The sequence below is a fragment of the Desulfuromonas sp. CSMB_57 genome (genome assembly GCF_020194955.2).
In the GTDB taxonomy this organism is placed as follows: domain Bacteria; phylum Desulfobacterota; class Desulfuromonadia; order Desulfuromonadales; family Syntrophotaleaceae; genus JAFCIY02.
This window is the reverse complement of the sequence record NZ_JAFCIY020000019.1, coordinates 48349-61683: the sequence shown is the minus strand read 5'-3', so window position 1 is coordinate 61683 and position 13335 is coordinate 48349. Positions and strand designations below refer to the sequence as shown.

The following is a 13335-nucleotide window of genomic DNA, read 5'->3' as shown; positions in this document are numbered from 1 at the left end:
ATCAGCTACCCCGGTAACACAACCATACACAACAAGGGAACCTCGCCGGTTCCGGAAATCAATGCAAAACGCCGCCTCGAAAGAATCTTCCGGGGCGGCGTTCAGTCTAGCCGAAAAGGGACCGTAACCTCAAACAAAAATCGGCGGTCGCGGCTCCGGACGTCAGGGGGCTATCCGTCCGGAAAACTCCTGCCAGACCTCCCGGGCGGCAATGGCAAAGCCGATCCCCTGGGCGTCCTGCAACAGCAGGGTATTGACACCGACCACCCGGCCCTCTTCATCGATGAGGGGGCCGCCGCTGTTGCCGGGATTGATGGGCGCGTCGGTCTGCACCAGCAGACCCCGTTCGGTGCGCCGATAGCCGGAGACGATGCCGGATGTCACCGTGTGCCGCAGGCCGGAGGGGTTGCCGATGGTATAGACCCGGGCCCCCTGAGGCAGGGGGTGCGGATTGGGGCGCAGGGGCGCTATACCGCCGCTGCCGCCCTGCAGGGACAGCAGTGCCAGATCGAGATTGCGGCTGAGGTGCACCGCGTTGATGCGGTGTTCGCGACCGTCCACCAGGATCACGCGCAGATCCGACAAAGGGGTGTAATATTCCACCGTGCGCCGGGTGCTTTCCATTTGATCGTGAAGTTCCTGGTACTTGCGAATCTGTTCCCGACCATGGGCGATGCGGCTCTCGACCTGGCGGCGCCAGTCCTGATTGGTGATGCCTGCCAGGTCGCGCTGCAGTTGCTCCATCCTTCGTTTTTCTTCGGCCAGGGCCTTTTCCAGCCGGCTCAAATGCTCGCGCAAGGCGTTCAGTTTGCTCCCATCGAATTCCACCACATGGCGGTTGGTGATGATATGGCCTTGACCGTCCACGAAAAAACCGGCGCCGCTGCCCCAGGGGGTGCGAATGACCACCGTCGCATCCCGGGCCCGCTCGATGGGGTTATCGAGCACCGCCGACGCGGCCGAAGCCGCCGGTTCGGCGCCCGGCTTTTCAACGGGCGATCCTACGCTCCGCGGGCCCTCGCCAGGCGCAACGGCATCGGCGACGGAAGCCGGTTCCGCGCTATCGGCCACCATGACCGGCGGCGGCCCCGCCGGCCGCCACAGCCAGCGTCCGGCACCCAGGCCCAACAAGACGGCCAAGCCCACCAGCCACCAGATCCGCAACCCGCGTCCGTCAGGCCGGATTTCCGCCGGCGGGGGAGCGGCATGGTGCAACATTTCCTGCCGGCGTTCGAATTTGGCAAACACCAGGCCGCAGGCTTCGCAACTGGCCGTCGACTCCTGTTCATGGCCGCATTTGGGGCACTGCATGACGCTTCTCCGCAGCAGGATTTGAAAATAAATTCGGACCGGCTGTTACAAACGGACTTTTCATGCTATACCACAGACACAGCTTCCGGACCAGTCGCAATATTAACAATTGAAAATAATCGACACTTTTTCCTGCACGGCCAGGGCCTTTCTGCCCCGGTCGAAGTTGAAAGGAACTTCCCATGTCCCGACCCGCCATCCCGTCGGTTCTGGCCGCCCTGGCCGCCGCCCTGCCCCTGCTTTTGACCGCTGTCCCGACGCGGGCGCAAGGCGCGCCGGCCAACGACCGGGAACGAGCCGGCTACAGCCTGGGCCATAAAATCGGCAGCGATTTTCGTGCTCAGGGCATCGAGGTCGAAACGGAAATGCTGATGCGCGGACTGCGGGATGCTCTGCAGGATGCGCCTCCCGCCATGAGCGAGGAGGAAATGCGTGAAGCCCGGGAAACCCTGCGGCAAAGCCTCTCCGCCCGGTCGCAAAACAAGGCCATGTCGGCCGCCGAGCGCAATCTTTACGAAGGACGGGCGTTCCTCAGCAAAAACCGTCAGCAGCCCGGCGTCAGCACCAGCATCAGCGGCCTGCAATACCGCATCATCGCCCCGGGCAACGGCAAAAAACCCGGTCCCCAGGACCGGGTGACGGTCCATTATCGCGGCCAATTGCTGGACGGCACGGAATTCGACAGCTCCTATCGCCGCGGCCAGCCGGCGACCTTTCCCTTGCAGGGCGTGATTCCGGGCTGGACCGAAGCCTTGCAGATGATGCGGCCGGGTGCCAAATGGCAGCTGTTCATCCCCTCGGATCTCGCCTACCGCGACAAGGACATGCCCGGCATCGGCCCCAACGCCACCCTGATCTTCGAACTGGAACTGCTTTCCATTCAGTAGCAAGGCTCAGGCTTGATCTGTCAGGCACTCCTCGGCGGGAGAACTCCCAAACGGCCTGGCCCTCACAGGGTCAGGCCGTCCTGCATAAGAACCCGGGAGCTGCGGGCCGCGGCAAGATAGCGGGCATCTTCGGCGTAGGTATTGGGGTAAACCCGCGGCACCGGTCGATGCACCATCTGGTGGTCCACGTTGACGAAGGTGAAAAAACAGGAATTGGACAGGGCCTTGGTGGTCCGGTCGCGGCTGATGCGCTCGATGCCGGCCTCCACGCAGACGAAACTGTCATCGGTGTATACCACCCGCGCGGTGTAATGCAGCGTGTCGCCCATGCGCACCGGGTGAAAAAAGTTGATACGGTTGACGGCGGCGGCCATGGGCCGGTTCGGCGCCACCAGTTCCGAACAGATGGAGGACAGTTCAAAGGCGCGCCGGATCAGGTAGCCGCCGAAGATTTTCTGTGGCACGTTCTCCTGCTCCGGATACATGCGCTCCCAGGCGTCGGTGATCAGATTACTCACCAGCAACCCGTCGAAACCGGGCTGTTCCTGGGCCTGGTGCAGGTCGGCCAGCATCAGGTATTCCTCCCGGCTCGGCGGTTCCAGCAGCGCGGCCTGCTGACGCTTGTACTCCTGCCGTCGCTCCAGGGCCTTGTCGGCCCGTTGCCGCTCGATGTCCTCCGCATACTCCAGGGGCGGCAGGGTGACGCTGACCGCGTCCTCGCCGGTTCCGGAGCGGGCGACCATGGTGAAATAGCAGGAAGCGATATGATTTTGGGGTTCGCCCGGCTGCTCGACCCGGATGCCGATTTCCAGGGACGAGCGGCCGACATGGTTGATGCGCGCGGCAAACCGCACGTCACGGGTTACATCCGCCACATGGCGCACCACGATATTGTCGATGGCCGCCGTCACCACCCGCGCCTCGGGAAAGAAGCGGTTGACGTACTTCAGGGCCGTCTCTTCGGCAATCTTGTCGAGCACTTCCAGCAGCAGACCGAAGCGCAGGTTGCCGGCAATGGGCTCGTCGAGGACCATGAAACGCCGTCGCAGGGCCGAATCGGAAGCCAGGGGCAGAGTTTGGGAAAAGGATGTTTCAAGGGGTCGCATGGCAAGTTTCTCCTCAACAGGTGTCGTCGACATGTTTCAGCGAGATACCAGGGTGCCGCGCAGGTTGTCGGCCATATGTCGCATCAGCTGAAACCATGCCTCCTCGCCTGGAGGCAGGTCCGCTCCAAGGGGATCGAGCAGGCCAACCCGAGCCTTGCTGCCCTCCACCACCGTTGCCACCAGGCGGGGTTCGAATTGGGGTTCCGCAAAAACGGCCGCCACCCCCAATTCCCGCACCTTGGTGCGGATTTCCCGCAACCGGCGGGCGCCCGGCCGGCGTTCCGGATCGACCGTGATGGAGCCGACGGCGTTGAGCCCGAAGGTTTCTTCAAAATATTGGTAGGCATCGTGAAAGACCAGGTAGGGCACGCCCTGCACCGGTTTCAGCTGCAGTGCCAGCTCCTTTTCCAACTGCTGAATCCGGCGCAACAGGCGCTGTTCGTTGGCCCGGTAGGCGGCCGCACTCTGGGGATGCAGTTCTGCCAACTCCGCAGCCACTCGGCGCACGATGGTCGCCGCGTTGGCCGGGCTCAGCCACAGATGAGCGTCCATCGCCTCACCTGCATCGGCTTTGGCGTGGTGATGATGGCCGTCGCCGTGACCATGATGGTGATGAGCTTCGCTTTCCCACCCACCCCCGGTTCGCGCCGGCAGCAGTTTCATGCCCGGCGTATCCAGTAAAGTCAGAACGCGGGCCCGGCGGCCATGCGCCGCCAGGGGTTTGAGCATGAAAGTTTCGAGGTCCCGCCCCACCCAGACGATGAGATCCGCCCGGGAAAGACTGCGGACGTCGGAAGGCCGCAGACTGTAGCCATGAGGCGAGGCGGCACCCTGCAGCAGTAATTCCGGTATACCCACCCCCTGCATGACCCCGGCCACCAGGGAATGGATCGGCTTGATGGTCACCACCACCTTGGGCGCCGCCAGCGCATCCGTCATCATCAAAAGCAACCCCACCGCCACCAGCACAAACAATTTCCGCATCAGCACCTCCCATGGGCATCGGTTTATATGTTATATATGTGTTTTTGGCCAGAGCACACCCATTATACCAATTAATTCCGACAACCCTTGGATCTCGAGCAACCGATGCCAAAAATTTCCGTACCCTCCGCACGGCAGCCGCGTCAACTTTTGGTCCAGGCGCAGAATTTAAGCCTCGAAGTCAACGGTCGACGATTGCTGGACGACATTACTTTCGACCTTGCTGCCGGCCAGATCCTAACCGTAATCGGCCCCAACGGTGCCGGCAAAACCACCCTGCTGAGAGTCCTGCTCGGGTTGCAACCCGGGTTCAGCGGCCGCCTCTGGCTGCGCCCGGAGCTGCGTATCGGCTACATGCCGCAGCGTCTGGCCATCGATCCTTCCTTCCCCCTCAGCGTACACCGCTTCATCACCCTGATCACCCCTTTCCCCCGTCACCAAGTGGAGCAAGCTCTGGCCGAGGTCGGTGCGTCACAGGTCATCGATCACCCGGTGCAGCGCATCTCCGGGGGAGAGTTGCAGCGGGTCCTGCTGGCACGGGCCCTGCTGCGCGAACCCGATCTGCTGGTCCTGGACGAGCCCATCCAAGGCGTGGATGTCCATGGTCAGGCTGAGTTGTACCTGCTGCTGGGACGCCTGCGCGACGAGCGGGGCTGCACCATCCTGTTGGTTTCACATGACCTGCACCTGGTCATGGCCGCCACCGACCGGGTACTGTGCCTGAACCGCCACCTGTGCTGCACCGGCACCCCGGAAGCGGTCGTGCGATGCCCCGAGTTCATTGCGATGTTCGGTCCGCAGGTGGGCGAATCCCTGGCGGTATATCGGCACCGCGAGGAACACAATCACAACCACCCGCAGGCCGTCCGGCCGCCGGAATAGGACTGAAAGGACAGTTCATGGATGATTTTCTGTTCCGAGCCCTGCTCGGCGGCCTCGGTGTCGCCGCCGTCGCCGGCCCCTTCGGGTGCTTCGTCGTCTGGCGACGGCTGGCCTATTTCGGCGACACCCTGGCCCATTCAGCGCTGCTGGGCGTAGCCCTGGGTTTTCTCCTGGAGTTGGATCTGACCCTGGCGGTGGTCGCCATCTGCATGCTCCTGGCGCTGCTCCTGTTTCTGCTGCAGCAGCGTGAGGGCCTGGCCGGCGACACCCTGCTGGGCATCCTGGCCCACAGCTCCCTGGCCGTCGGCCTGGTCGTGGTCGGCTTTCAGCAGACCCTGCGCATCGACCTGATGGCGTACCTGTTCGGAGATATCCTGGCCGTGACCCGTCTTGACCTGGCCTGGATCTGGGGGGGCGGACTGCTGATGCTGACACTGTTGTGGCGCCTGTGGCGGCCGCTGCTGGCCGTGACCGTCAGCCCTGAACTGGCCGAGGTGGAGGGGGTGCCGGTGCGGAGAGTGCAGCTGGCCTTTGTCCTGCTCATGGCCTTGCTGGTGGCCATCATGATGAAGATTGTCGGCCTGGTGCTGGTCACTTCGCTGCTCATCATCCCGGCGGCGGCGGCGCGCTCACTGGCCCGCTCGCCGGAACAGATGGCGCTGCTGGCGGTCGGTGTCGGCGCCCTGGCGGTCGGCGGTGGTCTCTGGGTTTCATTGCGTTGGGACGCTCCGGCCGGGCCGGCCATCGTCGTCAGTGCCGCCCTGCTGTTCGTTTTGAGCCTCGGCCTGGAGCGCCTGCTCAGCGCCGATTCTCGTTGACCCGATGCCACCCCGAACGGCTGTCACCCTAACTTTTGACAGGGAAATCCCCATGGCAAAATTCCTCCTGCTGTGCCTTCTGGCTCTCATCGGCGCGACCGGGCTTTGCCACCAAGCCACGGCTGAAAGCGACCCGGGGTGGAACATCCACCTCGACGATTCGCAGCTGCAGCCCGGCGGCCTGCTGCGGATCGATGTCGATCCCTCCCAGGCTGCCGCGCACATCGACTGGGGTGAAATTCGGGTGCCGCTGGTACCGCTGACGGCAGAAAACCGGCTGGCCGCTTTTCTGGGTATTCCCCGCGACACCAAGCCTGGCCCCGTCATTCTCCAACTCACGGTTACCGACCGCCAGGGTCGGGAGCATCGACATACCCTGCCCCTGGTCATCAAACCCCGGGAATTTCCAGTCCAGCGCCTTAAGGTACCGGAAAGCTATGTCTCCCCGGATCCGGAAATCCTCGCCCGCCACCAACGGGAACAGGCCGAGGTGCGTGCCGCCCTGGCCGGTTCCCGGCCGGAGCAATTATGGCGACAGCCCTTCAGAAAACCCCTGCAGGGCGCGGTCAGTTCGCCCTTCGGCGTGCAGAGAATGTTCAACGACCAGCCGCGCAGCACTCATTCCGGCGTCGACCTGCGGGCACCTTCGGGACATCCCGTTGCCGCCGCCGGCGACGGGGTGGTGATCCTTACCGGCGATCACTACTTTTCCGGTCGGTCGGTGTATATCGACCACGGCATGGGACTCATTACCATGTATTTTCACCTCTCGGAGATCCTGGTGGAAAACGGCCAAAGCGTCACCGCCGGCCAAATCATCGGCCGAGTGGGGTCCACCGGGCGTTCCACGGGGCCGCACCTGCACTGGGGCCTGCGGGTGCATGATTGTCGGGTCGACCCCCTGGCCCTGCCGGCCCTGTTCACACAATAAGAGCAGACTCCGGGCCGGTCGGCGTCACTCGTCAACCGGCTGACGGACCTCGACCATGATCGCTTCGGCTCGGCCTTCGCCACCCAGATAATGGCTGATGCGCCAGGCATGGTAGCCGACCCGGTCGAGCCAGCGCATGGCATCCAGCATGGACAGGGCCATGGCGGCATCACGCCCGCCGGCCGCTGCCCGACTCAACACCACGGGCCGGCCTTCACGATGCAACTGCGTTACCTCAGCGGATTTTCCCTCGATCCCCGACAGCCAGTCGGCCTCTGCCCGCCCGTGCAGACCCGCTTCTCCCAAATGCAGAATTTCCCGGACCAGGTCGACCGTGTCCGACAAAGGCTCAGGGATGATGGCTTGCCTCAGAACCACCGGTGGCTGCAGATAGGACCAGAGCCGCGCCAGATGCGCCACGGCGTGCATCTGCGCGATGCGGGTCTGGGATAAGGGGGCTTCGTTCGCCACCGGTGGAATGCCGGCCAGAAACTGCTGGGTCCGGTCCAGGGCCTGCTGGAGTTCCAGGGTCCAGGCCGGCTCCGAAACCTGGCGATAATTGACCAGGCCATCCCGTATCCCATTGAACAGCTCACAGGCCGTTTCGCTCAGGGCCCGTCGGCTCGCCTCCAAGGCTACCGCCGGAACGCTCATCAGGGTCGGGTCGAGATGATGGGTCAATTTCGGGCCCTTGTCGGGCAAAACCCTCTCGATCCAGGCGGAAAAGCGCTCCACTACCGGCAGAAAAACCGCCACCCCAAGGGTGATGAAGGCGGTATGGAAGGCCGCCAGGCTGGCCGCTCCCGGATCCAGCCCCAAGTGCAGTTGGGCCCATTGAAGGCCGCGCAGAAACAGGGGCAACAGGAACAGGGCGATGAGTCCCGTGCCCAGATTGAAAATGACATGGGCCAGTACCGTCCGTTTGGTCGGCACGCTGGCGCCGATGGCGGCCAGCGCTCCGGTGACCGTGGCACCGATGGCCGCGCCGATGACCAGCAGCGCCGCTTGTTCGAAAAAAATCGAGCCGGCATGCAGGGCCGTCATGGTAGTGGCCACCGCGGCACTGGACGACTGCATGATCACCGTCAGCACCAGCCCGATCAGAACCATGAGCGCACGCCCCATCAAACCGTCAGCGGGCAGGGCCTGCAATTGAAATGAACCCGCCAAGCCCTGCATGCCGGCCTGCAGGGTCTCGATACCGACAAAAATCAGCCCGAAGCCGGCCAGGGCCAGACCCAGAGAGCGCCAGCGACCGCGCGCCAGCAATTTCATGAAGGCACCGATGCCCACCAAGGGCAGGGCATAGAAACCGAAACTGACCCTCAAGCCGAGAATCGACACGATCCAGCCGGTGCTGGTGGTGCCGAGGCTGGCGCCCATGACCAGACCGACGGACTGAGCAAAAGTCAGCAAACCGGCACTGACAAAACCGATGACCGCCACAGTGGTCGCACCGGACGATTGCACCAGGGCCGTCGCAAGGGCTCCGGACACAAAGGCCTTGGCCGGTCGCCCCGTGAAACGCACCAGGGCCTGGCGCAAGGCATCACCGGCAAAAGCTTTCAAACCGTCGGAAAGCAGCGACATGCCGAGCAGAAACAGCCCGATCCCGCCTGCCAGGCGAAACACGATGCCGATCATGGCCAATTCTCCATCGGCCAGGTTGCAACTGCGGAGCAAGTCTTCGAACCGCAATCGGCTCCGTCATCCAAGTGTGAACCGCTAAAAAGCCCCATTAAAATACCCCCCGAAAAGACCATGGTTGCGGCGGCGCGGACCGAAAATGCCGGGTTGGCTAAAACCCCTTCATAAAACCCGATAATCCACAACAAAAATGCTTGTATTTCAGATCCACCTCATGATATGGTCGCCAGCATCACGACAAGTTTGTGCAAGTTTTTTGTCGCCCGATATTGACACGACGTCAATCGAAAAAGCACACATAATTTTCCTTTTGTGTGTTTTCCAATGCAGACGCGGCCCGGATTTGCACAACCAAACGTTCCCGCAGGGAATCACGGAGTTAAAAATGGCAGAAGGTACGGTTAAGTGGTTTAACGACGCGAAGGGTTTTGGATTCATCGAGCAGGACAACGGTCCGGACGTGTTTGTGCACTTCTCGGCGATTCAGGGCGATGGCTTCAAGTCTCTCGCCGAAGGGGACCGCGTCTCCTTTGACGTCATCCAGGGTCAAAAAGGGCCGCAATCGGCCAACGTCCGGAAGATCTAATCCTCCCGACAATCGGATCCCAAAAAGCCCCGCGGCCTGCCGCGGGGCTTTTTTGACATGTACCGGCATCACCCCACCCCCTCCGCCATCTTTCGCCCTGCTTTTACCGCGAACAGCTTCCATTTTATCAGGAGAACAGATCCATGAGCGATGAAGGCCGCAAGGTCATCTATTCGATGATCCGGGTCAGCAAGTTTCACAATAAGAAACCGGTCCTGAAAGACATTTCCCTGTCCTATTTCTACGGCGCCAAGATCGGCGTACTGGGACTGAACGGTTCAGGCAAGAGTTCCCTGCTCCGCATCCTGGCCGGAGTCGATCAGGAGTTCCAGGGGCAGACCATTCTTTCACCAGGCCACACTGTCGGTTTCCTGGAGCAGGAACCGCAACTGGCCACCGGTCGTACGGTGCGTCAGATTGTCGAGGAGGGCGTTCAGGAAACCGTCGACCTGCTGGAAGAATTCAACCGTATCAACCTGCAATTCGCCGAACCCATGTCCGACGACGAAATGAACGACCTCATCGCCCGCCAGGGCGAGGTGCAGGAAAAACTCGACCATCTCGAGGCCTGGGACCTGGACAGCCGCCTGGAACAGGCCATGGACGCCCTGCGCTGCCCGCCCGGCGACACTCCGGTGGATGTGCTGTCCGGCGGCGAACGCCGCCGGGTCGCCCTGTGCCGCCTGCTGCTGCAGAAACCCGACATCCTGCTGCTGGACGAACCGACCAACCACCTCGATGCCGAAACCGTGGCCTGGCTGGAACAGCACCTGCAACGTTACGCCGGCACCGTCATCGCCGTCACCCATGACCGCTACTTCCTGGACAACGTCGCCGGGTGGATCCTGGAATTGGATCGCGGCCAGGGGATCCCCTGGAAGGGCAACTATTCCTCCTGGCTGGATCAGAAACAGGAACGCCTGCGCCAAGAGGAAAAACAGGAAAGCGCCCGGCAGAAGACCCTGCAGCGGGAACTGGAGTGGATTCGCATGTCGCCCAAGGGCCGCCACGCCAAGGGCCAGGCCCGCATCACCGCCTATGAGCAACTGCTCGGCCGACAGAGCCAGGACCAGGAGCGGGAACTGGAACTGTTCATCCCGCCCGGACCGCGGCTGGGGGACGTCGTCATCGAGGCCCAAGGCGTCAGTAAGGCCTTTGGCGACCGCCTGCTGTTCGAGAGCTTGAATTTCCGCCTGCCGCCGGGCGCCATCGTCGGCATCATCGGTCCCAACGGTGCCGGTAAAACCACCCTGTTCCGCCTCATCACCGGCCAGGAGCAGCCTGACGGGGGCACCATCCGGGTCGGCGAGACAGTCAAACTGGCCTATGTCGATCAGAGCCGTGAAGCCCTCGATGCGGAGAAGACCATCTGGGAGGAAATCAGCGGCGGCCAGGAAGTCATCGAGTTGGGCAACCGCACCATGAACAGCCGCGCCTACGTCTCGCGCTTCAATTTCGGCGGCGACCAACAGCAGAAAAAGGTCGGCGTGCTGTCCGGTGGCGAACGCAACCGGGTGCATCTGGCCAAAATGCTGCGCAGCGAATCCAACGTCCTGCTGCTGGACGAACCGACCAACGACCTGGACGTCAACACCATGCGCGCCCTGGAAGAAGCCCTGGAAAACTACGCCGGCTGCGCCGTGGTCATCAGCCACGACCGTTGGTTCCTGGACCGCATCGCCACCCACATCCTGGCTTTCGAGGGCGACAGCCAGGCGGTCTGGTTCGAAGGCAACTGGTCCGAGTACGAAGAGGATCGCCGCAGGCGCCTCGGCGCCGCCGCCGACCAGCCGCATCGCATCAAGTACCGCCCCCTGACCCGGGCATGAAAAAAAGGGTGAAGGCTGAAGTCCGAAGGCAAATCCGACCCGCGCCTGAGAGGGCGGATGCAGCATGCCCATGCTGAACTGTGTGGCAAAGGGTCTCCGGGCGCGAAACCCTTCTTGACAGATGCCAAAAAGTGATGTTGTTGCAAACCTTTGGGGCTCGCCGATACCGGCGAGCCCCTTTGTTTTACCTATAAATTCTCCTGTTGCCGGATTTTTTCCACCGCCGCCGCCGCGCCGATGACAATCAGCCGATCGCCGGGCAACAGCCTTTCGTCGGGACCTGGCGCCGCGACTTCATTGCCGTCCCGGCGGATAAAGGCCACCGTCACCCCGTAGCGCTGTCGAAATTGCAGTTCCGCCAAGGTGCGCCCGGTACACTGGCAGAATCCGCCCACCGCCAGTTCCGTGACGGCAAAACGCTCCTGCCCGACCTCCTCCTCCGCCATGGCCAGTTCTTCGAGAATCTTTTCGGCCTGACGCAGTTCCTCCACCGGCCCCATGAGCAGCAACCGATCCCCCGGATAGACACGATAGTCGGGCCCCGGATCATACTTCACCTGGCCGGCACGACTGACGGCCAGGATCGACACCCCCGCCGCCGTGCGCAGGGGAATCGCCCGCACCTTCTGCCCGGCGAAGGCGGACCCGGAACGCAGCCGCACCTCCTTGAAGGCCACCGGCCAGTCGATATGCGACGGCAGGGCGCCCATGGCATGACTGAGGGCATCCGCGGCCTGCTCGGCGGCATCGCTGAAGGGCCGGAACACCACTTGCGCGCCGGCCTTCTCGTACAGAGCCGCCTCCTCCTGATTGACAGCCGTCAGGGCTACCTTGCCCTCATAGCCGCGCGCCTTGAGAACGCTTAGCGTCGCCAGGTTGAGATTCTTTTCCCGCACCGTACTGGCCACCCAGCGGGCCTTGTCGAGGGGCAGATGGTCGAGGAGTTCCGGGTCCGACATGTCGCCGTACAGCACGGAAATGCCCCGTGCCCGCCATTTGTCCAGGGCGACGGGATCGAAGTCGACGCCGATGATGGTCTTGCGACGGCGCAACAGATCCTCGGCCAGGCCGCTGCCGTAATTGCCCAAACCCACCAGGATGACATCCACGGAAGGCAGCTCCCGCACCGAGTCGGCCGCCGCCTCGCGGAACGGTTGCTGCCGCTCGAAGATTTTCAGAGGACCAGACAGCAGCCGGTAAAGGGGACCGGAATAGAGGATCATGTAGGTGGAGGCAAAAATGGTCAGCACGCCGACCAGGGTGATCAGCCCCATGACTTCCGGTGAAATATGTCCGAGGCTCAGGCCTAGAGCGGCCACGATGAGGGAGAATTCCGATATCTGGGCCACGGTCAGGCCGGCCAGAAACCCGGTGCGGCGGCGATAGCCCATGAAGCCCATGATGATCAGCACGATGATGGGGTTGCCGACCAGCACGAATCCGGAGAAGAGGACCGCCGGACCAACCTGGGCGCCGACCGTCGACCAGTCCAGGCGGGCACCCAGGTCGATGAAGAAAAACAGCAGCAGAAAATCCCGCAGGGTGGTGAGGCGAGCGCCGATGGCATCCCGAAAAGACGTGGAAGCCAGGGAAATCCCGGCCAGAAAAGCCCCGACCTCCTTGCTGAACCCGAGCACTTCGCCGCCGGCGCCGAGCAGCACCGCCCAGGCGATGGCAAACAGGATGAGCAACTCCTGGGACTGAGCCAGGCGCTGCAGCAGCGCCGGCAACACATAACGCATGAGCAGGGCCACCAGCACCAGCATCCCCACGCCTTTGACGAAGATCAGCAGGGACGACTCCAGCACCGACACATCCCCCGCCATGCGGCTGCCGAAGGTGGTCAGTATGACCAGAGCCAATATGGCGGCAATATCCTGCACTATGAGAAAACCGACGGCGATCTGGCCGTGCAGGGAATCGATCTCCTTCTTGTCGGAGAGCAGTTTGACGATGATGATGGTACTGGAAAAGGTCAGGGCCACGGCCACATAGGCGGCATGCAACCACGGCAGACCCAGCCACAAGGCCAGCACCAGGCCGATGGCGGAGGTAAAGAGAATCTGCCCCACACCCGTGGCCATGGCGACGGGGCCGGTGGTACGAATCAGGTGCAGATCCAGTTTCAGGCCGACGATGAACAGCAGCAGGGCAATGCCCATGTTGGCCAGCAGGGCGATCTGTTCATGGCTGGCGATGATGCCCAGCACCGCCGGCCCCGCCAGAATGCCGGTAGCCAGAAACATGATGATCAGGGGCTGGCGCAGCTTCTGGCCGACCATGCTCAACAGGGTGGCCAGGCTCAGAATGGCGGCGATTTCAAAAAAGGAATTGGCGGAAGTCAGGCTCATGAT

Annotated in this window: 11 protein-coding genes; 6 read left to right on the top strand and 5 right to left on the bottom strand. The window is 62.7% G+C overall.

Annotation, left to right across the window (positions count from 1 at the left end; genetic code table 11):
- Positions 1-162 precede the first annotated feature (162 nt).
- Positions 163-1311 (bottom strand): S1C family serine protease, encoded by a 1149-nt coding sequence (locus JQN68_RS04635; protein ID WP_225073091.1) that lies wholly within the window; start codon positions 1309-1311, stop codon positions 163-165.
- Between the two features lie 182 nt (positions 1312-1493).
- Between JQN68_RS04635 and JQN68_RS04630 the strand changes: the two genes are divergently transcribed.
- Positions 1494-2198 (top strand): FKBP-type peptidyl-prolyl cis-trans isomerase, encoded by a 705-nt coding sequence (locus JQN68_RS04630; RefSeq protein ID WP_225073090.1) that lies wholly within the window; start codon positions 1494-1496, stop codon positions 2196-2198.
- 62 nt (positions 2199-2260) lie between these two features.
- On the opposite strand, the gene JQN68_RS04625 is transcribed toward JQN68_RS04630, so the two are convergent.
- Both JQN68_RS04625 and JQN68_RS04620 read right to left on the bottom strand, forming a co-directional pair.
- A complete protein-coding gene (locus JQN68_RS04625; protein ID WP_225073089.1) occupies positions 2261-3304 on the bottom strand; it encodes a hotdog domain-containing protein in 1044 nt (347 codons plus the stop codon).
- A gap of 36 nt (positions 3305-3340) precedes the next feature.
- The gene (locus JQN68_RS04620; RefSeq protein WP_225073088.1) at positions 3341-4288 is read right to left on the bottom strand and encodes a zinc ABC transporter substrate-binding protein; all 948 of its coding nucleotides are present in this window, start codon (positions 4286-4288) and stop codon (positions 3341-3343) included.
- 105 nt (positions 4289-4393) lie between these two features.
- Here JQN68_RS04620 and znuC point away from each other — a divergent pair, with 105 nt between their 5' ends.
- From znuC to JQN68_RS14585, 3 genes are read left to right on the top strand one after another with little or no spacing between them, the layout of a single operon-like run.
- Positions 4394-5170 carry a zinc ABC transporter ATP-binding protein ZnuC gene (znuC, locus tag JQN68_RS04615; RefSeq protein ID WP_225073087.1) on the top strand — a complete coding sequence of 259 codons (777 nt, stop codon included), beginning with the start codon at positions 4394-4396 and terminating at the stop codon, positions 5168-5170.
- Positions 5171-5187: 17 nt separating this feature from the next.
- On the top strand, positions 5188-5988 hold the full coding sequence (gene znuB / locus JQN68_RS04610; RefSeq protein ID WP_225073086.1) for a zinc ABC transporter permease subunit ZnuB: 801 nt from the start codon (positions 5188-5190) through the stop codon (positions 5986-5988).
- A 52-nt stretch (positions 5989-6040) separates the two neighbouring features.
- Complete coding sequence (locus JQN68_RS14585) at positions 6041-6919, top strand: peptidoglycan DD-metalloendopeptidase family protein (protein ID WP_283775386.1); 879 nt, start codon at positions 6041-6043, stop codon at positions 6917-6919.
- A gap of 24 nt (positions 6920-6943) precedes the next feature.
- Here JQN68_RS14585 and JQN68_RS04600 read toward each other — a convergent pair whose 3' ends face one another.
- Positions 6944-8617, bottom strand: coding sequence for a Na/Pi cotransporter family protein (locus JQN68_RS04600; protein WP_249621033.1), 1674 nt, complete (start codon positions 8615-8617; stop codon positions 6944-6946).
- A gap of 334 nt (positions 8618-8951) precedes the next feature.
- On the opposite strand from JQN68_RS04600, the gene JQN68_RS04595 reads away from it, so the two are divergent.
- Positions 8952-9152 (top strand): cold-shock protein, encoded by a 201-nt coding sequence (locus tag JQN68_RS04595; RefSeq protein WP_225073084.1) that lies wholly within the window; start codon positions 8952-8954, stop codon positions 9150-9152.
- 143 nt (positions 9153-9295) lie between these two features.
- Positions 9296-10981 carry an energy-dependent translational throttle protein EttA gene (gene ettA, locus JQN68_RS04590; RefSeq protein WP_225073083.1) on the top strand — a complete coding sequence of 562 codons (1686 nt, stop codon included), beginning with the start codon at positions 9296-9298 and terminating at the stop codon, positions 10979-10981.
- Between the two features lie 188 nt (positions 10982-11169).
- On the opposite strand, the gene JQN68_RS04585 is transcribed toward ettA, so the two are convergent.
- A complete protein-coding gene (locus JQN68_RS04585; RefSeq protein WP_249621032.1) occupies positions 11170-13332 on the bottom strand; it encodes a monovalent cation:proton antiporter family protein in 2163 nt (720 codons plus the stop codon).
- Between the last annotated feature and the right edge of the window lie 3 nt (positions 13333-13335).